Raw genomic sequence first — 20,016 nt, forward strand, 5'->3', positions numbered from 1 at the left:
GTAGTCGAAACCGCCATATCCATCTCGAAGTGCTCCTTCGGGTGGGGACGTAGCTTGAACCCTAGCTACATTGGGAGATTTCGGAATCTCCACTTCCTTGAGCGTCTTTCATCGGTCGCCCTTATCCTGACATGATATAACACACCCTACGCACCCTACGCAACTAAGCCCATGCTATGGTTGCCAGCTATCAGCCATTCATGATGCTGGCAACAGAACGAACCGAACAAAAGGGCATCATGGCGACATCACCTACAAAAAAAAGCTTAAGCTCAATGCTGTTCGCGCAGCGTGCGCGTAGCGCATATGCTTACCAATAAACGGTGACCTAGAAAAACTACTGATTTTAGCCTCTATCTATTTGTTAGAACTTTATACTAACTTCACATAACTAGGATTCGAGTTCGACGTAAACTGGACAATTTTGAGAGTTTATCCCTATCCCTAGGCTTTATTTATAGGGTTTATAAATGAGATGTAAACGTAGGATGTCTTTTTTTATTGGACACTAAAACTCTGGAGCTGTTGCCCTTATTGCGTTTTGCCTTTTGTATTTTGTATTTTAATAAGGTAGTATTTTCACAAATAAAATAAAAACGCTATCTGATATTAATGGTGCTTAATTGCTAATAAAACCCTTAAATAAACATTCATCGTTAATACTGAAAAAATACTTACTTAATTTATTTATATTTAATTTATTTAAATTTTTGATTTTTGTACGGATTTACGTTTTTTTGACTTTTGCATATAAACCGTAAAAAATACCCCCCCCCAAAAAAATATACACATATCAACCTTGAACGGAAACAGAGATATTTCATGATTAATTTAATATTAGGGATTTTAACTAGGTAAATTTTATGGTTTGTAACCCAATACCCTATGAAATTCAGTGCGTTTGACTAGTTATCGAATGGGGTTATAGCTACGATTCATGGCAACTGGCAATAAGCCATTAAACATCAACAATCAGGAAGTTCCCTGACGACCAAATCATTCCCGTAACTAGGCTTTGTCAAGCAGTAAGAATTAAATAAAAGCAATGTCTGACACATTTTCCTCAACTCATCCACTTCTGAGTGTTGCTCACTGGGACACTCAGACTATCAGCTACAGCTTCTATAACAATGCCAACGGTGGTTCTTATTACGGAGATGAAACGGGGGTTTCAGAGATATCAGAAGAAACCAAAGACAATATCAGAAGCATCTTCGAAACTCTGGAAAGATACCTTGATGTTGATTTCCATGAGGTACCAGATACGACAACAGACTATGGTCTATTGCGCTACATGGTATCTGATGGTCCGGGCTATTCCTATGCCTATTTGCCTGAGGGATTTAACTTCAATTTCGGCAATGGGTGGGATGTGGCCGGGGATGTGCATTTGAACCCAGCCTACGACACCACAGGTAAGAACGGAAACGGATTTGCTGACGACCCAGGGAATCATGGCTACATGACCCTGATTCACGAGACATTACATGCTCTGGGTTTCAAACATCCTAATAAATACGAGGACCATGATCACGGTCCATTTTTGCCCTTTAACGAGGACAATACCACCAACACAGTAATGTCGTATAACTTTGCTGGGAAATCAGCGATTACCCCAATGATTTACGACATTCAAGCATTACAGTTAATCTATGGAGCTAGGGAGTATAACCACGGGGATACTACTTACTCCTTTGACAGCGTTTATTACTACACAGATGGTAGTGAGGATTATGGTGCAACCAAACCGATTAAGCAAACCCTCTGGGATAGTGGTGGTGAAAATACTTTAGACTTTTCAAACCTGGCTTTTTTGAATACAGGTTACCACTTTGATATGAATGAGGGGGGTATTATAACCACCCAAAACGCTTACAATGGTAGCTCTTATAAAGCTAGGACCGATGACAGCGGAACAAAATACCTTACGTCTGAATCTGGAACTGCGATCGCATTCGATACAATTTTTCACAATCTGATCAACTCCAGCAGTAACGATTACATCATTGCCAATAGTGCAGCCAATATCTTTAGCGGTTATGAATTGGGAATTTCCACGGGTGATGATATTATTGAAGGTTGGAACTATCTAGATACTTTAGATCTTTCCGAATATGCTTCCTCTAGTGTAACCCAAACTCAAGAGGGTTATGACCTGATTCTTGATCTAGGCTGGGATAGTTCGATTACCCTCAAAGACTACTATGCAGTCTCTCAAAGCGATCGCCTTAACATTACCTTCGAGGAGGATAGTCAACCACCTGTATGGGAAGAGATTATTATTCCGGACACCATAACAAATATTAGCGACGTTCAGTATGTGGCAGAGGAGCCTCAACCTACCAACACTGCTCCGACGGATATCACCCTTGATGGCAGGAGTGTCAAAGAATTCAGTAAAAATGGCACTACCATTGCTAAGCTGACTACTAAGGATGTTGATTCCGGAGATAGCCATACTTATAAATTATTAGATGATGCTCAAGGTCGCTTTAAAATTGATGGCAATCGACTAAAAGTCAAAAATGGCCACCTCATAGACTTTGATGACAACTCTAGTCACTCGATCAAAATCCGCACCACCGACTCCGGAGGTAAAAGCTACGATAAAACTTTCACCATTGAGGTCCTTAACCAGAATTTTGCTCCGACGGATATCACCCTTGATGGCAGGAGTGTCAAAGAATTCAGTAAAAATGGCACTACCATTGCTAAGCTGACTACTAAGGATGTTGATTCCGGAGATAGCCATACTTATAAATTATTAGATGATGCTCAAGGTCGCTTTAAAATTGTTGACGATCAACTAAAAGTCAAAAATGGCACTCTCTTAGACTTTGATATCAACTCTAGTCACCCGATCAAAATCCGCACCACCGACCAGGGGGGTGAAAGCTACGAGAAAACTTTCACCATTGAAGTCCTTAACCAGAATTGGAAAAGCAAATCGATTAGGGGAGACCGTTACGATAATCGGCTTGAAGGCGGTCATGGTGATGATAGGCTTTGGGGTAATGGCAATAATGACACACTAATTGGTGGCTCGGGTCATGACACTCTTTCAGGAGGTTCTGAGGATGACACTCTTGTTGGAGGTTCCGGTAACGACTTTCTCAGAGGAACTTGGGGCAATGACAATCTCTATGGTGGGTATAATGATGACACTCTCGGAGGTGGTCAGGGAGATGACTACCTTTTTGGGGGTGTTGGCAATGATAGGATCATGGGAGATGTGGGTAACGATACCCTAGAAGGTAGTTCAGGTCAGGACACTCTAAGCGGAGGTTCGGGTGATGACCTCATCGAGGCTGGGACAGAGGATGATACTCTCAGAGGAGGTGAGGGAAATGACACCCTCAAAGGTGGCTCTGGCAATGACTACCTTAGAGGAGACCAGGGAAATGACAGCCTTGAGGGTGGCTCTGGTAACGACTATTTGATTGGAGCTTCGGGTAATGACAGTCTTGATGGCGGGAGTGACCATGATACCTTAAAAGGTAGCTCTGGGAATAACTATTTGATCGGAGGTTCGGGTGATGACCTCCTCGACGGTGGCCGGAACCATGATAGTCTTGAGGGTGGCTCTGGCAACGACTATTTGATCGGAGGTTTGGGTGATGACCTCCTCGACGGTGGGCAGCACCATGACTTCCTTAAGGGTGGCTCTGGTAACGACTCTTTGATTGGAGGTTCCGGTAATGACACCCTCAATGGAGTTGGAAATGGTTCCCGAGGTAATGGTGAAATTGATGTTCTTGTTGGTGGAGCTTGGTCAGATACTTTTATCCTAGGAGATGATCATCGCGCTTTCTACCAGGGTAAGGGCGACAATGATTATGCAGAGATTTATGACTTAGAATCTAAAGACATCATTCAGCTCTATGGTGTAGCGGATCAATATGATTTGGTTGACGCTGATAATGGGTTACCCGGTAGCACAGCTTTATATTTTAAGAATGATTTGATTGCAGTATTACACGATGTATCTGTGAGTGATGTCAGCAGTAGACTTGAATTTCTTTCCTAATCTGACCAGTTGTAAGATTGGCAAGATGACCGAAGTTAGGGAAGATGGGGAAGAATCTACCGAGAGTCGGACTGATTTTTCTGCATGTTTTAATTTAATAGGATTGCTATACTTTTATCTGCTTTTGTTTACCAGTTACCAATTACCGACTAACTATATTTCTCATCCATTAACCAAACATTAACAAAAACGGGATAATGCCACCCTTGAGTTTATAAACGAGTTTATAAACTCAAGGGTGGCATTACATTTATTATTTATTTATTCTGTATAGTCTTCAGGTTCGAGTCTTGGTATTCCCTTCGTTAAAAAGAATTATCATGGATGGAATTATCATGGATTCCGTCATTAGAGGTTTCACGAGTAGCCTTATTGACCTCTTTATGGTTAGAGTTATTTCTTCCTTGCCAATGCTGATTAACTTGTGATGAGCGTTCATCAGTCTCAAGAAGTTCTAGAGCTTTTCTGTGAGATGATGGTAGGGAATCCATTGACCTAGAAGATTGTGGTGAGGTACCCCTCCAAGTTTTCCAGGCAGCTTTGACACCCTTAACCACATTACGAGTATTCTCTTTGACTTTTTGGGCTTGGTTTTTAGCACTGCTGATACTGTGGTCAACCTGTTGAACCACGTGACCAGCACTTTTGACTCCTTGATTAAGATCATCGGTCAAGTCGCTGATTTCTAACCCTGTCAGCCTAATGGCTTCTAGGGTCGGTGGTAATTCCCGATTTAGGGTATCAGCTAATTTTTCCACACTATGAGCTGCCCGCGCTAACTCTTGTACAGCAGGCAATAATGTTACCAAAACAGCGGTTAAACTAACTGCTACGAGCAGAAAGGACAGCCCGAGCCAAAATAGAGGATCAATCACAAAAAATCCTAGGATGTTGGGAAGCCCCGTCTATGGGGGAGAGGGGTGATGACCGTTGATTTATTATACAGGTTAATCTATGCTATGATTCGGTAACTAGCAATGGAAAATCGGAGTTTACAACTTTTTTGTTCAAGCCGATACTTTTTAGCTACCAGAATCTACCAAAAGCAAATTCTGGCTCGCCAATGCAAGCTGATTGCTCAGCCAGGGTGTATCTACCAAAGCCCGCAGAAAAATTCCACGAGCACCATTGATGTCTCTATCCATCATCTGGCCATCGATTTTTGATTTGATGATTTTACTGCCACCAATATTGATTAATTCACCAGTCCAGCTGACGGTCTTGCTGGTATAAGCTTCGCAGACATCAACAACAACTTTCCCATTTTCGCTTGCTTTATGCTTAAGGAACTCTTTAAACCGATAATGAGCAAAAGAGAGCATATTACGAACCGTTTTAGATCTAAGTTTCCGATTCGGCTTTTTGGACATCTGAGACGTCTCAAATGTTGGAAGCAATATTACGTCAAAGTTGTCAACTAGGAATCTGGCAGCCTTGTGATGTAACTCGTTGATAAAGTTTTGGATTTTGATTATTATCCGCCTGGCAGCTTTTCTCATTCGATATTTTCCCTTGCCTTTAGCCTTACTGATTTTTGAGATCAGATTATCTAGATGTTGACAAAGTCTTTGAATCCTAGAAAAGTCGCCATGGCCAATTTTTCCAACGGAAGTCTCGCTAAAAAATGTCAAAAAAGTCCTAACACCAGGATCCAAAGCAACTACTCTACCTTGGCTTTCGGTCTTAAGGTGAGCTGTTTTGTAAGGGACTACTAGGTAATAATCCCCATTGGTGCTAGTTAATCGACAATCACAGATGTTCTCGGGGAGTGTTTCAGTAAAAGTTAATTCACCTAACTTTGTGTGGTAAATTCCTTGAGCCGAAACAGCCGACTTAGGGATGTAGCAAGATTGAACGGGATTCTTGCGAGACCTAAATCTAACCCGATTAAACTGCCCAGTCAAATTGTATTTTTTCTTGGCCTCCCTAACGGCGGTGCAAGCATCCTTAATCGCTATTGATTTGATTTGATAAGGTACTGCCTTGCACCAGTCGGGAAGGTCATTTAATATATCAGTCTTAATGGCAAACCAGTTAGCTTTTACTTCGCCATTTTCAAGTATTTTGACGGTTTTATTGAAAACATAACGGGAAACCCCAAACCACTGACGAATCATTGAGCGCTGTTCAGGGTTTAGGAACACTCGAATCTTCTTGGATTTTTTGGCCGTATTTTCGGAGTCCGTGGACACGGCTTGAGAAGACGTGAATAATGGAGATAATATCTGCGGTAAGTTCCGATTCCGGACAACTTTCAGGCTGGTCGAGAACCAAGATTTTTCCACCGTTGAGACTGACCAAGTATTCAAAGAGTTCAAACCCAAATCGGGTAAGTCGGTCTCTACAGGCAACAACAATCGTGAGCTGATCACAGCGCATAAGTCGTTCCAATATGGCTCTAAGACCTTTTCGCTTGTAGTTGAGTCAACAGCCGATATCTTTGATGATTTCCGCTTCCGGGAAGAGGGAGTGCATGTATGCGATTTGCCTGGCGATATCGTCAAATTGTTTGCTACTACTGACTCGGCAATAGCAGATAGTAACTGCTTGTCTTGCTTGTCGTCGTCCAAGGCTAAGCCAGCTTTCGGTGTCAAACAATCTGGTTCCACCTGGCGTTTTTTCACATTTGATCGTCCCATGGTCTGCGTACTTCCTTAAAGTGTTCCTCGAGAGTCCCGTAAGTTCGACCGCCTTAGGTCGGCTACAAGTGCCATGGCTCTAATCTACCAATTAGTTGTAGATTTTGTAATATTAGTTGACACTTTTGCTAACTGTCACACAACCCTCGCCTTCAGTAATTAAGCTTAAGTCAACTTAACTGACTAGCCAGCGTGAAGTCTTGATAAAACACCCTTGAGAAAACACCATTAAGCTCGCCCAAACTTTAATCAATTGTATGCTATCAGTTTTCGTGACATTTGACAACGTATTTGACAAGGTTTAGTGATATTATTGGCTAATACTTGCAGCATTATGATAAATTTTTCCATTTCCGATCTTCGCGAGTCGGCTAGCCCACACAAAAACAGGGCGTTGTCCTTGTAGGGAGATAATTTATGGATAAGGGGAAGAGGGGGAAGAAGCGGAAGAAGGGGAAGTAAGAAAAAACCCATGACATCTGGCCAATCGGCAACACCAAAACAAGAAGTAGACCTTCTTACCCCCCGTCCGGGATGCCTAAAGCTAATGTTGATTAGCGGACGAGTTTGACTCTGCGGCAACTGCCGACTCGGACTTTTGAGGCTCTACGCTTTCAGCGACAGAACCTTTTTCAGGGACAGAAGCTTCAAGACCTGCTGCGATCGCTACCTTTAGTCGAGCTAGGGTATCATCCCAGTTACGCAGTGTGGAATCGGAAAGGCGATCTGCCTGTAGTTGCACACTGCTAGAAAGATCTTCGGCTAATTCGGGTAAGGCATCCGCCGATTTTTTCAAGAGCTTGCGTGTATCGCGACCAGTACGGGGGGCAATTAGTAACCCTACGACTGTTCCTACGGCACTACCCAATAGCATGCCACCGATAAATGCTCCAGCACTTTTTTTTGACATCTTTTGATTTGTTTTCCTACAACAGTTTTAGATAAATGGGATGGATAAAACTTTAATAGTAAATGGTTTTGGTTTATTATCCTACAAGTAGCTTGATAATTGATCAGTAGTTAGTAGGCTAAGAGTGTAGGGTTTCTCACGACAGGTACGGTGAGACTGATCTAAGTTGCCCCTTGGGCTTGGTGAGGGCTATGCTGGGAATACTACAACCCGATACTAGTCATAACCCGATACTAGTGCGATCGCTCTCGAGGCACTAAGCTGTTCTTGCTAGTAGGTTTATAACTAAAGCGCCACCTAAATCCTCCAAATTTTTGAAGCATACCCAACAGTAGAAAAATTTGCTTGAGTGTGTGTAGCTGAACCTGTAATTGTTGATACTCCTCTCTCAAACCATGAATACCTACTTGTCCAAGAACAATTGCCTTGGGAGCACTATATAACTTTTTAGAGATACCGCGTTCAACCCTTTCCAACTGATTAGCGATAGATGAAAGCCACTGTCCCAATCGCCACACTTGGCAAGCAGCGTATAGACACAACAGGGAGAGCACAACATTGATAACGATTACAACTATCATCATCAAGATACCAGTGATACAATTGACTTTACAATCATAAGATGGCTAAGGTTGGGCAACTGGGAGAAAATTTAGTCGCTAGGTGGTTACAAAGCCAAGGCTGGGTTATCCTAAACCATAGCTGGCGCTGTCGATGGGGAGAGATTGACCTAATTGCCAAAGGAAACCCGGTGGCATTGGCTTTTGTCGAGGTTAAAACTCGCAGTCGAGGGAATTGGGATGCTGATGGTCGAAGAGCGATTACACCACAAAAGCAAGCTAAACTCCGGCGTACAGCTGAGTTATTTCTGTCAGAACATCCAGATTTAGCTAATTTACCCTGCCGATTTGATGTTGCTCTTGTCCGTTGCCAGAGCCTGAGCCAACCTTTACAGTCTACAACCACAGATCAAGAGATCGAATTTCCGATCGTTGAGCTAGCTCAACCGGTATTGGTGGCAGGGTATAAGCTGATTCTACAACACTACATGCAGTCAGCTTTTGATTAGCTACTCGGCTTGGGTGTTGGGTTTGGCTGCTAGCTCATCCTTTCTTAATCGTCAAGATTGCCTTTTGGCTTGCTTTTGCCTGATTTTTTCGGGACTTGCTTCAAGGCAATAGTGAGCGCCCTTTATCTCAACAAACCTTGAGAGGCTTCCCAGGTGGGAGTGTCACAAACATACGATTTTTTCAGGCAGACAGATTCTCCAGTATTACCTAATCTTAAATAAGAAACAGATACCCATTGTCATAGCTTGGTATAAACTGAATCATATCCATCACTCCTCAAGAGTAGAAAAATGGAAAGCCTCACCATTGCTATGGTCGAGTGGATCATAAAACTGTTCCGCGTTTACCTGGTCGCTGGTTTGATTTTTGCGGTTCCTTTCGTCATCTTTGGGGTGCAACGGGTTGATCCCAATGTCCATGGATGGGCGATCGGCTTTCGCATTATGATCATTCCCGGTGTGACTGCCTTCTGGCCGATGTTTGCCACTCGCCTGTTGAGAGGCAAAACTCTTCCGACTGAACGCAATGCTCACCGTATATCGGCCAAACGACTGACCTGAAAGGGAAATGCTATGATTCTCGCTCGCCGTAAAACTCACTTTTATTCCTTTGTGGTACTAGGAGTTGTCCTACCAGTGTGCTTCTTGGCAGGGATTTTACTGCGTCCTAGTTACGAACCAGTGGATGTAGCTACCAATAAATTATTTACACAGGCAGGGTTCGTGACACAAACCCAACCCAGAAAAGAAATTGGCTCAACTAAACTTGAGGATGGAACATTTCGGTTTCATGTTGAAACCTTTGTCAATTACCAAGGCAAACTGGTCATGGAATTGAAGTCTGATTCTTTGCTCCAAGTTCCTGACCCCTTGCTGTATTGGGAAGCTACTAAGGAAGCCCCCACAGAAATTAGCGATCGCTCTATACTGCTAGGCAATCTGGCAGGGTTATCTCGTAAACAATTTTTGCTTCCTGGCAGTGTGCGAGGTAAAGCGGGACATTTGCTGATCTACAGCCAGGGGCAACAGAAGCTTATTGCAGCTCTACCATTGCGAGCAAAACTGACTACAGTTTATCGTTATTAGTGCTTAGTAAATAAACGAAATTTTACTGATAGTTACTAATAACTAATGACTAATGACTAATAAGCAATAGCAATTAACATTTAGTACAACAATGAGTGTTGCCTATAAAGCTGTTCTGTGGAACCGCCAGAAGTTTATTTACGATGCTATCCTTCTGAGCCTAGTTGTCCTTTATATTGTACTTTTCATCAATGTTACCCAGTGGTTCGATAGCAACATCGACATCAGGGGAGTCAGGATTCGCGCCTTTGGCTCAGCTGCTTTCATCCTGCTCCACGTCATCTTATCCATTGGTCCGCTAACTCGCCTGAGCCCAAAATTCTATCCCCTGCTCTACAATCGGCGTCATATGGGGGTTACGATGTTCTTCTTGGCTCTCCAGCACACCCGCCTTGGCCTGCAATGGTACCACGACTTCGGCAATCTCGAACCTTTGGTTAGTCTGTTTCTGAGCAATACTAACTATTTTACCTTTATTCGCTTTCCCTTCCAGGTTTTGGGATTTGTTCCCCTGGTGATCTTGTTCCTAATGGCAGCCACTAGCCACGATTTCTGGCTGGCTAACCTAACGGCTCCGGTTTGGAAAGGTTTACATATGAGCGTTTATCTTGCCTACGGACTACTGACAGGTCATGTCCTGCTAGGAGCACTGCAAACTAACAAGCATCCAGTTCTGACCCTTGCTGTTGGTGTTGGACTAGTGTGGATTGTGGGAGTGCATTTGGCAGCAGGGATTCGGGAGTTCGGGCGGGACAATCAGGATCTTGTTACAGGAAACGAAGAATTTGTGGATGCGGGCAGCATCGCAGAAATCCCGGAAAATCGAGCTAAGATAGTCACTCTCGGAGGCGAGCGGGTGGCAATTTTTAAGTATGACGGTAAGATTTCTGCGGTTTCCAACGTCTGTCAGCATCAGAATGGCCCTCTAGGGGAGGGAAAAATTGTCGATGGCTGCATCACCTGTCCATGGCACGGCTACCAGTATCTACCAGAAAATGGTGCTTCCCCCCCACCCTTTACAGAAAAAATCCCTACGTTTGATATTAAGTTAGAAGGCGATCGCATTTTGGTGAAAACTATACCGAACCTTCCTGGTACCAGCGTTAGTCCTGCTGTAATTGCTATGGAGGAACAGAGGTGACTACCAACAGCGAAGGTCAAAACACCGATGAATTTTATATCGGTTATGGTAAGGTGCCGACCGGCATCAAACGGTTTTTGTTAATATTGATTCCGGTCTTAGCCCTGGTGATTCTGATTCTAGGGGCTGTCTTCCCCTTAATTCATTACCAGTTTAATTCTGGAAAGGTCAATAAGGCTCAAGAGTTTGAAGGGTTGCTGTTAGGACAACCTGTTCCTCACTTGCTGGTACCCCGTCCAGGGGATACCTCCTCTCAAGCCCCCTACTCTCGCTACTTGCTCACGGGTCCGGGAAAAACCTCACCCAAGTCCAGCGTATTGGATCAAGTGGGAAAGTGGGTCAAGCTAACCGGTAGTCCAGTTTATCGCAACAACCTTACGGTGATAGCAGCTCGCTCTGCAGAGGCAATTGACCCTCCTTCGGCAGCAGTGAAACCGGATGCGGGTAAATCTTTGGGTGAGTTCTCCCTCTTAGGAGAGATTTTAGACAGTAAATGCTACCCAGGGGTGATGAAACCAGGACAAACTAAAACCCATCGCTCCTGTGCCATTCGCTGCATCAGTGGTGGTGTTCCTCCGGTGTTCTTAGTACACAATCAGCAGGGGGATAATCTTTATCTGCTCCTAGTAGATCGGCAAAACCAGGCGATTAACTCCCGGATTTTGGATAAGGTAGCTGACCCTATCCGCATCACTGGGGAAGTAGTTCAATATGGGGATATGTTTGTTCTCAAGGCTGACCCAGAAAGTTATGAGCTGGTGACTCAGTAAACCTGGGGATGATGGGCAATCGATGGGTAACGGAATTACTCACACTCCTCCGATTCCCCACGCTTGTAGAGAATTTGACAAATGATCTGATATATGTATTAACAGAAAAGGATAGATTTAGGTATTCCTATCCCCCCCTTTTAGGTGTTACCTAGTCATTGATTTACCCATTGCTCTGATTACTGGACTAATGCTTCTCTAGGAAAGGATACACCACTCTTCCTCAATAACGGAAATGATTGCTAATAGTATCAATAACCTTAATCCCAAATTGCTGCTAGTTGTCTCCCGGGCCCTGGCAGCATTGCGACCCTCGGTAATTGCTTTCCTAATTGCCAACGCTAGTATGCTCAGTGGTGGGAAGGAAACACCAATATCGTTTTGTAACGTTCTGTTTGTTGGCAATCTCTGTGCCTCTTTGGCAGTGGTGGCTTTTTTTGGAGCGATTCCTATTCTAAATGAACTCAGAAAGTTGAATGTAAAGCTGCTTCTGGGACTGTTTATTAATGGTTGTTTAGCAGCCTTACTGTCTGCACTGATTTTCCTGGGACTACAACACACTACTGTCACCAATGCGGTCTTATTGGGGCGATTTGGTCCGGTGCTCTATGCTCTGGCAGGAGCAATTTTCTTTGGCAAGCGTATTCTGAAATGGGAATGGATTGGCTTTTCTCTGATTGGCGTCGGTATTGTTGCTATTGTTTTCACAAGCAGTAATTATCAAATCAATCAGGGAGACCTTTTAATCCTGGCATCAACGTTTTTGTATGCAGTTACTTCGATTATCGGCAAGTTGACCCTTTCTAAACACAACAGTTTGTCGGTAATTGTCTTCAGCCGTAACTTTATATCAGCTGTAATATTTTTCTCGATCGCTAGTTATTTATTTGGCCCGTCTCATTTTGGAGATGTCTTTTCAGGTCAGCTTTGGATGGTGATGAGTATCTATGCGCTAATTATCATCGTGATTACCCAATTTCTCTGGTACGCTGCCCTGGAAAAGTTAGACTCGAAGACGGTAGGTAAGTGGACTGTATTATCCCCCGTATTTGGGATAGTTTATGCGCTAATTCTCAATGGAGAACGCCCTTCACTGATGCAAGTAATAGCATTTATTGTGATCATGATTGGAGTCTCGATCACTAACTTTAGTAAACAACAGCCCCAACCAACACAGGAAATTGCAGCTAGAGGAGAAAGTTCTGCATCTTCTATGTAAGTAGATAGCAGTTATCAATTCAGTGAGGTAGTTACTAGGAGTGGGTAGGGAGTAGGGAGTAGGGAGTAGGGAGTAGGGAGTAGGGAGTAGGGAGTAGGGAGTGGGACAAAAATCGGTGTACCTCATCAGTATGATAATTGCCATCAAAGGAGTAGAAAAGAGTTAGCAATCGGTATAGTTTAATCAGCTTGTAATTTAATGAAAGTAAGAAGTAATATAAGAAGTAATGTAAGATGAAATTACTTTCCATTTGCAATCCTTCTCGATACTCTAGTCCGTTACTGGACATACCCATCTTTTACCAACGGCTAGCCCTCGACGAACGATTTGAATTCTTCCACATCCCTACTGAGGGCGTCTTCACCCAAGGAGCAAATACTAAATTGATTCAGGTAGCTCCGGTGAAGGGAATACTACCTTACACTACCTTTCTCGAATTAGATTCACAAGTCCGGGATTGGCGATCGCTAGAGGAGTTTGACTTGGTATTTTGTCGCACCTTAAAGCCTTTTCCTGAAGGATATCTAGATAGACTACGATTGTGGGAGCCTTTTGTAAAATTTGTCAATAGTCCTACGGGAATTCATGAGCAAATTCAGCAAGAATTCCTCCTCAAGGTAGCGAGTAAATTTACCCCAGACATGGTAGTAACCGATAGCTGGATGGAAGCATTGACTTTTTTTGAAAAGCACCAAGTTATTGTGGCTAAGCGATATAATAGTTGTGGTGGTCGAGGAGTTTTTAAAATTTGGTATGACAAGGGTCATTTCCTAGTGGATAATCCCTTTGCAGGTACCAGGGAGTTTACTCACTTTTCTGAGGTGATGAATTATCTGAAAGGTTCCACAGGCAAACCACTACAATTTGTGCAATACTTGCAGCGAGTTGATGCGGGAGACAAGCGGATTGTTGTGGTAGATGGTGAAATTTACGGTGCCTATATCCGCCGCTCGAAAAGTGGTCATTGGGTGCATAATGTCAGCGTAGATGGAGAATGTTTTTTATCAGATATCAGCTCTGAAGAAAAAGAAGCAATTGACGCCACCTTTGAACACTATCGCTGTCGGGGTATACATACCTTGGGATATGACTTTTTGATGAATGATGAGGGTAACTGGTGCATTAGCGAAATCAATGGAGGAAATATTGGTGGCTTTGCTAGATTAGAACTGTTAACTAACCAATCGATAATGGAGCGATTGTTCACCTGGATGATTGAGTTTTCTCGAAAGCCGAGAAAAAAGCTATAGTTGTGTTTGGTTGAAGATTAGGAGTGTTTAGTTCTCTAAATTATAATTGAGAGCGAGTAAATAATTAGGGCAAAAAAAATAAGTGCAGAAAAATGTCAACTAAACAAGAGAATTTCTGTGCAGATTTATCAGAGCATCCCAACATTCTGGTAAGGCAATATAAAGATACTGATTTCCAAGCAATTGCATCTATCTATAACGAGTCTATCGCTGCAGGCAACAGTACGATGGATTGCCAATTTTATACCGCTGAGGACATGAAAGTACTCGCGAATAAGTTTGGCGATCGCGAAACCATACTGGTTGCAGAACGAGAAAGCTGTGTGATTGGGTGGGGTGTAATCAAGCGCTATAGCCCTCGCTTAGGCTACCGTGTTTGCTGCGAGATTTCGATTTATTTTTCTTTAGCGGAAACTGGTAAGGGTTACGGCAGTATTTTACAAACAGCATTGCTCAAGAAAGTTGAGGAGTTTTGCTATCACCATGTCGTTGCTAAAATTCTTGCCTGCAATCAAGGGAGTATTGATTTTCACAAGCGATTTGGATTTGAGGTTGTAGGTGTTCAAAAAGAAATTGGGTTTTTCAAGGGACGCTGGCACGACATGGTTATTATGCAGCTTGTTTTGTCCCATATCCTACCTTACCGTCCTGAATTATAACACTCTGTGTTTTATTTTTGAACATGGGAGGAGCTTGCAACCGATAGTTCGAGCGGATTTAACGGATGGGAAGATGGGAAGATGTGGGGAGATGGGAAGATGGGAAGGAGGTCGAAGAGGTGCAGGGATTTCTTTCTCGTTTCAATCGGGCTTACTATAGCTTGAAGAAATCTTTGATGATATGAGGAATAATCATCATGTGTACTAAATAAAAATAAGCTGAGATATTTCTCAATCTTTTTCAGAGGATAGTGAGGAATTTATCAGCTTTCTCTCAGCCTAGAGCTTTAAGGTTTATACAGTAAAGTCAACCAGTGAGGAATTATTAGTTAGGTAAATCTAGGCATGAGGGATTAAGTATTAGGGATTAGGCTTTGAATAGTAAACTCTAACACCATTACCCTAACACCATTTCTTCACCTAGTAATACTATCAAGTTCGGTTAATCCATTCTAGGATGGTTAATCCGATTTTGTGAATTTTAAATTTTTAAGTCTCCATTTTCATAGGAATCAAGTTTTTTTAAAAATTAGAGGATGGAAAAATGATTCAGATTATTCAGGCAAACTCGACTTCTGTATCCGACCAAAGTCTTCCCGAGAGTATCCAGCGCTTAATTAGTAATATCGAAAGTCAGTCGGTATTGGTACCGAAAATTGCTCGTCAGTGCATTTTGGATGCACGCATCTCACCGGAAGACTTGATTAGATGGGCTGACTTTGATCATCCCATCACCGAAAGCTACGGTCGAAAGCTACTGTACGAGTGCGATTCCTTTGAAATTATGGTGATGTCTTGGGCTCCAGGAGACTACAGCACGATTCATGACCACGGCGTAGCCCAATGGGGAGCAGTACAGTGCTTTGGCGAGGCGGAACACTACGTGTATACCTTAACAGATGGAGTGCTACAAACCCTGAAGCGGTTGGACTTTAGGTCAGAAGAGGTAAAGGCGGTAGCTGACGATATGATTCACCAGATGGGCAACCCCGGAGAATCCTGCTTTTTGAGCCTTCATGTATACGGGTGCCAAAACCCCAAGGGCTCCATCACTAGCAACGCACGAATATTTGACCTGCTTGAAGGCAGTATTCAACGAACTGATGGAGGGGTATTCTTCTGCTTGCCAGAGACACAAATTAAAGAGCGCCACTACGGCTTACAAGCAGACGCTGACACCATGCTCAGGCACCACGAAAAAATGCGCGATCGCATTTGTCGAATCCTTGCAGTACAGGACAATCCTCTACTGCGCTCAAAATTAGCTGTGTTAGACGAGCAAATGTCACAGCTCAAGTAAGCTAAAGATAATTGGTAATTGCTAATTGATAATTGCTAATTATTACTTTTCAATTTTCAGTTTTTAATTTTAAAATGACCAATGAATAAATCAATCCAAACTAATTTGAGAACCCCATAGGTCTTGAGGTAGAAATGAGCGGTCCATTGGAATTGGTGCTACTGGTTCAGTTAGGGTAAATTTGCCACTCTCAATCCATTGCTTTAGTTCTATAGCAACTTGGCGGGAGAGGAAAATACTAGCAAGAGGAGCTACACGTACTAATTTACCATCAATAGTGATCCGACCAGACTTCAGCTGAGCGTAGCTGACTAACCCAAAGGTTGGACGCACCCGTCTAGGAATGGCAAAATCTACCACTGGTGCAACAATGTCTTGATCTTGTACAGCACAACGTTGCACTACTTCTTCATTCAGTACTGGCATTGGTACGCCCACACCTAGCATCAGAGAGGGGCCATAATTTTTAAAGTAACAACCCCGTACCCATTTGGGATTCATTTGCTTGGCATCTCCAATTAAAGCTAGAGTTGCTGCTGGTCCTATGGGTGTTTGATTGGGAAGGCGTTTTTGCAGTGGGAAGTGTTGGGTCCCTTCCCAAGCAATATAGCCAATCCCTCCACCCATAAAAATCCGCGTGCCAATACCCACTAGCTTCAGTTCCGGATCATTGATTAGGGGTGAGATTGCTCCTGGGTTAGAGTAAACTGCATTGGAGAGTTTGGGCTGCAACAAACCCAGATAAGTATACAAGGGGCGATCGCCTCCATTCACCCCTACAATGAAGTTTTGATACAGATTGCGGGGATTGAATAAATAAAACTGATTAATCCTATCCTTAGTGATCGTGGTCTCAAAGGAGCCTCTAGGATAACAATCTGTCACCTGTCCGAGGGCTTGCAGGTGGACGGGTTTCCCAGCAATCAGGTCTTCAATGACATCACCACCACCCCTTTGCCTCTGTTCGTCCATATCTGGAATCTCACGGTTATCTGGGTAGTCAACAACTTGAGTTGCTCCCAAAAACAAATCCACTGCTCCGAAGCCAGTGTAAGCTGGAACTCCATCTAACCAACATTTCCGTATTTTCACGGGTGGGTCAGTATGTCCCAAATTCATGATTGCTCCGGAAGACTCCATCTGCTCAAAGGTACCGGTAGTAATGATGTCTACTTCTTTCGCTGCCTGAGTGACACCGATGTCTGCCACCCGTGCTTTTAATTCTTCGACTGTCCACACTACGGCACAGTTACCCTCGATTTTGTCATTAATTTGAGCAATGGTTCGCATAGGGATTGGGAATGGGGAGAAAGGTTTTCCAAAATATCACTTGCCAGTGGTATCCTAGCTCACCTCCGTCAGGGGAGCGTGATCATAGGCAGTTGTGAAAATCCATAGCTTGGATTGTAACGGCTCAAGGCTTATGAAGGCTTACTCTTCCTCCTTCTCGATTTGATATGATTTGTCGGATTTGGGGTGATTGTCCGATTCAGTGCTATCCTGGGAATCCTTTGATGTAGTTGGGCTGGCTAAATCAGGATTTGGTGATGCGATCGCCTTTGGCGCGGCTGAGGCCTTTGGCCACGCTTCGCGAACGCCGATCGCAACGGTTTCTGTAGAGGTCTGGGTATCTCTGATTGATATCGGACTAGTTTTCCATTGATCGAGGATATCTTTAATTAAAACTTCTTTTAGCCAAACCTGAGCAACTACGGTTAATGGTAAAGCTAACAGTAAACCTAAAAAACCAAAGAATGTCGCGAAAAATACCTGAGCCAAAAGGGTTACTGCTGGTAGCAGGGATACCTGTTGCTTCATGACCAGGGGAGTTAGCAAATTACTTTCCACCTGCTGAATAATGATGTAGAGAATTAAAACAGCGATCGCTTTCCAGGGTGCATCTAGTAGAGCGATCGCAATTGGTGGGACTACACTCAATCCAGGGCCAATATTGGGGATAAATGTCAAGATACCTGCCAAAGCCGCCTGTGCCAGTGCCAGTTCCACTTGTAGGATGACCAAACCCACAAAACTTAAGCCAGAAATGGCAGCAATGTTAACGAGAATGCCTACTAACCACCCCCGTAAAGAGTGATCACATAGAGTCAAAATTTGATCAACTCGACGGCGATAGAAAGATGGGAAAAGTCGGATAAAGCTTTGACGATAAGCCTTGGGGTCAGCCAGTAGCATTATAGTCAAAACTAATACCAGCAAAACTTGGGCTACGACAGCCAAAGAGTTAAAGGCAATGGAGAATCCACCACCCAATAACTGATTAAGTAACGGTTGTAGCTGTTGAATTAGCTGATCTAAATCTAATTGGATCTCGGGGAAAGTAATCAGATCTGGGGGAAGACGCGCTGACAACACATCCAACCACTGACCTAATTTTTCTATACCCCTAGGAACCTGATCAATCAGCTCTAGCACTTGGTCGGCAAACGGTGGAACAATTAGCCAGTAAAACCCTACCGTTAGAGCAACCATCAGAAGAATTGACAGCAGCACAGCAAAAAGCCGTTTGATGCCAACCCGGCGGAATTTTTCCACCAAGATATTTAAGGCATTGGCAAGTACCACAGCAGTAAATATCAGCAGCAGTACTTTACGGATTTGCCACAGGATGTATAACGAAAGGATAAAGGCAAGTAGACCAATCCATGTGCCTAGACTCATGGTGAAACCTCCCAGTGGCTCTAGCAGTCCCAGACCTAATTCTAGTTCTATGGGGCTCAAAAACCTGATCTTACCTCAATCCTACAGATTTTAGGTTTTAAATTAGCTTCTAAAACAGACATGATGCGATTAGCCCGAAGGGCTACGCTACGCGAACGCTCCGGGAGCAGAAGATGGTGGTGATGGGGTGATGGGGTGACAAGCAGCTTTAAAGGTCGGGTGGGTGTAGGTGGGGTATCCTGGTCAGAATTTTGATCAATTAGCGTACGCTTGCTTTGATGATCACATAATTCATGATCACCTTGGGAAACATAACTATGCTCTTTTTAGTCTAATTAATCGCTTCTACTCATCCTCAAGGAAGATATATTTAATGTTTATTTCCCATCGTTGGCAGTCCAGAATCGCTCTACTCACCGCATTGGGGATCACTTCAACTGTGGCGTTACCAATGTTGATAGCGACTCAAGCTAATGCCCAGTCTAGATTCTACATCGAGCCACAGTTGGCTCAATTTACCCAAGTCATCATTCCTGCTGGGACTTTAATACCAGTTGAATCCGACGACGCCAAGAGAGTTATTGTCACTCGTAATGAAACTCTACCGATAACGGTGATCGTAGCTAGAGATGTAGTCTCCTTTTCAGGAACCCTCCTAATTCCAGCAGGTAGTGAGATTGAAGGTGAAGTGCGTCCAGTTCAAGGAGGTTCTCAGTTTGTCGCCGAAAAGTTGATTCTCAGGGATAGTGATCAATCCTTATCCCTTGATGCCACCTCCGAGGTTGTCACCAAAACTGAAACCATTACCAAAAACACTGATCCCGATTTGCTCAAAGGTGCTGCTATTGGTGCAGCTGCCGGGGCTGTACTCTCTGAAATCTTTGGTAAGCTTGAATTTTGGGAAGTTTTAGCTGGTGCTGGACTCGGTTTGGTTACAGAACTTCTTCTTGCAGGAGGTCAGGAAGACGTAGAAGTAGTTGTCATCGACCCTGACACAGATTTAGATGTAACCTTGAAGTCTGATTTAGTCCTTAACCTTGACAATCGCTAATCTGAAGCATGAAGGATGAACCCTTCATGCTTCACCCTTCATCCTTGACTTGATAATTAATAATTCATCCTACCTGACGGTAAAGCTATCAGGGGAACATCCTTCTTGATAATTCATCCTTAACCAAAAATTACTGTCACCTTAATATTTATCTCTTATTATCTATTACTATTAACTAGTTAGTGACCAGGTCGTCAGGATAGCTAAGCTGATGGG

The 20,016-nt window shown here is 43.4% G+C and carries 18 protein-coding genes; 10 read left to right on the forward strand and 8 right to left on the reverse strand.

The features are described 5' to 3' along the window. The first annotated feature begins 1,045 nt into the window (after positions 1 to 1,045). Positions 1,046 to 4,027, forward strand: a complete 2,982-nt coding sequence (locus F6K57_RS23440; RefSeq protein WP_293070956.1) for a hypothetical protein — start codon at positions 1,046 to 1,048, stop codon at positions 4,025 to 4,027. A 305-nt stretch (positions 4,028 to 4,332) separates the two neighbouring features. Here F6K57_RS23440 and F6K57_RS23445 read toward each other — a convergent pair whose 3' ends face one another. The 4 genes from F6K57_RS23445 to F6K57_RS23460 form a co-directional block, all read right to left on the reverse strand. Continuing rightward, positions 4,333 to 4,902 (reverse strand): DUF948 domain-containing protein, encoded by a 570-nt coding sequence (locus F6K57_RS23445; protein WP_293021066.1) that lies wholly within the window; start codon positions 4,900 to 4,902, stop codon positions 4,333 to 4,335. A gap of 147 nt (positions 4,903 to 5,049) precedes the next feature. Next, the gene (locus F6K57_RS23450; RefSeq protein WP_364303894.1) at positions 5,050 to 6,666 is read right to left on the reverse strand and encodes a transposase; all 1,617 of its coding nucleotides are present in this window, start codon (positions 6,664 to 6,666) and stop codon (positions 5,050 to 5,052) included. Between the two features lie 544 nt (positions 6,667 to 7,210). Further along, positions 7,211 to 7,576, reverse strand: coding sequence for a YtxH domain-containing protein (locus tag F6K57_RS23455; RefSeq protein ID WP_293070958.1), 366 nt, complete (start codon positions 7,574 to 7,576; stop codon positions 7,211 to 7,213). Between the two features lie 233 nt (positions 7,577 to 7,809). Then, positions 7,810 to 8,160 (reverse strand): hypothetical protein, encoded by a 351-nt coding sequence (locus F6K57_RS23460; RefSeq protein ID WP_293070960.1) that lies wholly within the window; start codon positions 8,158 to 8,160, stop codon positions 7,810 to 7,812. Between the two features lie 38 nt (positions 8,161 to 8,198). On the opposite strand from F6K57_RS23460, the gene F6K57_RS23465 reads away from it, so the two are divergent. Then, on the forward strand, positions 8,199 to 8,645 hold the full coding sequence (locus tag F6K57_RS23465) for a YraN family protein (RefSeq protein WP_293070962.1): 447 nt from the start codon (positions 8,199 to 8,201) through the stop codon (positions 8,643 to 8,645). A gap of 270 nt (positions 8,646 to 8,915) precedes the next feature. Here the strand turns inward: F6K57_RS23465 and F6K57_RS23470 are convergent, their stop codons facing one another. Beyond that, the gene (locus F6K57_RS23470; protein ID WP_293070964.1) at positions 8,916 to 9,179 is read right to left on the reverse strand and encodes a hypothetical protein; all 264 of its coding nucleotides are present in this window, start codon (positions 9,177 to 9,179) and stop codon (positions 8,916 to 8,918) included. Positions 9,180 to 9,218: 39 nt separating this feature from the next. Here F6K57_RS23470 and F6K57_RS23475 point away from each other — a divergent pair, with 39 nt between their 5' ends. From F6K57_RS23475 to F6K57_RS23490, 4 genes are all read left to right on the forward strand, one after another. Next, entirely contained in the window at positions 9,219 to 9,731 is a 513-nt protein-coding gene (locus F6K57_RS23475; RefSeq protein WP_293070966.1) for a hypothetical protein, read from the forward strand. Positions 9,732 to 9,822: 91 nt separating this feature from the next. Further along, the gene (locus F6K57_RS23480) at positions 9,823 to 10,872 is read left to right on the forward strand and encodes a Rieske 2Fe-2S domain-containing protein (protein ID WP_293070968.1); all 1,050 of its coding nucleotides are present in this window, start codon (positions 9,823 to 9,825) and stop codon (positions 10,870 to 10,872) included. Next, on the forward strand, positions 10,869 to 11,642 hold the full coding sequence (locus tag F6K57_RS23485; RefSeq protein ID WP_293070970.1) for a hypothetical protein: 774 nt from the start codon (positions 10,869 to 10,871) through the stop codon (positions 11,640 to 11,642). Before F6K57_RS23480 ends, F6K57_RS23485 begins: the two co-directional genes overlap by 4 nt. Before the next feature lie 235 nt (positions 11,643 to 11,877). Then, positions 11,878 to 12,861: a DMT family transporter gene (locus tag F6K57_RS23490; RefSeq protein WP_293052435.1), complete on the forward strand. Its 984-nt coding sequence runs from the start codon at positions 11,878 to 11,880 to the stop codon at positions 12,859 to 12,861. 34 nt (positions 12,862 to 12,895) lie between these two features. Here the strand turns inward: F6K57_RS23490 and F6K57_RS23495 are convergent, their stop codons facing one another. Further along, complete coding sequence (locus tag F6K57_RS23495; RefSeq protein ID WP_293070973.1) at positions 12,896 to 13,030, reverse strand: hypothetical protein; 135 nt, start codon at positions 13,028 to 13,030, stop codon at positions 12,896 to 12,898. Between the two features lie 64 nt (positions 13,031 to 13,094). Here F6K57_RS23495 and F6K57_RS23500 point away from each other — a divergent pair, with 64 nt between their 5' ends. From F6K57_RS23500 to F6K57_RS23510, 3 genes are all read left to right on the forward strand, one after another. Next, on the forward strand, positions 13,095 to 14,111 hold the full coding sequence (locus tag F6K57_RS23500) for a hypothetical protein (RefSeq protein ID WP_293070975.1): 1,017 nt from the start codon (positions 13,095 to 13,097) through the stop codon (positions 14,109 to 14,111). Between the two features lie 92 nt (positions 14,112 to 14,203). Further along, positions 14,204 to 14,770, forward strand: coding sequence for a GNAT family N-acetyltransferase (locus tag F6K57_RS23505; protein WP_293070977.1), 567 nt, complete (start codon positions 14,204 to 14,206; stop codon positions 14,768 to 14,770). A gap of 544 nt (positions 14,771 to 15,314) precedes the next feature. Beyond that, positions 15,315 to 16,070 (forward strand): cysteine dioxygenase, encoded by a 756-nt coding sequence (locus F6K57_RS23510; protein ID WP_293070979.1) that lies wholly within the window; start codon positions 15,315 to 15,317, stop codon positions 16,068 to 16,070. 90 nt (positions 16,071 to 16,160) lie between these two features. Here the strand turns inward: F6K57_RS23510 and F6K57_RS23515 are convergent, their stop codons facing one another. Beyond that, positions 16,161 to 17,360 carry a homocysteine biosynthesis protein gene (locus F6K57_RS23515; protein ID WP_293021046.1) on the reverse strand — a complete coding sequence of 400 codons (1,200 nt, stop codon included), beginning with the start codon at positions 17,358 to 17,360 and terminating at the stop codon, positions 16,161 to 16,163. A gap of 141 nt (positions 17,361 to 17,501) precedes the next feature. Next, a complete protein-coding gene (locus F6K57_RS23520) occupies positions 17,502 to 18,809 on the reverse strand; it encodes an AI-2E family transporter (RefSeq protein WP_293070981.1) in 1,308 nt (435 codons plus the stop codon). Between the two features lie 313 nt (positions 18,810 to 19,122). On the opposite strand from F6K57_RS23520, the gene F6K57_RS23525 reads away from it, so the two are divergent. After that, positions 19,123 to 19,800, forward strand: coding sequence for a hypothetical protein (locus F6K57_RS23525; RefSeq protein ID WP_293070983.1), 678 nt, complete (start codon positions 19,123 to 19,125; stop codon positions 19,798 to 19,800). Positions 19,801 to 20,016: the final 216 nt, after the last annotated feature.

Origin of the sequence: Moorena sp. SIO4A5, from assembly GCF_010672005.1 — a bacterium.
Taxonomy (GTDB): Bacteria; Cyanobacteriota; Cyanobacteriia; order Cyanobacteriales; family Coleofasciculaceae; genus Moorena.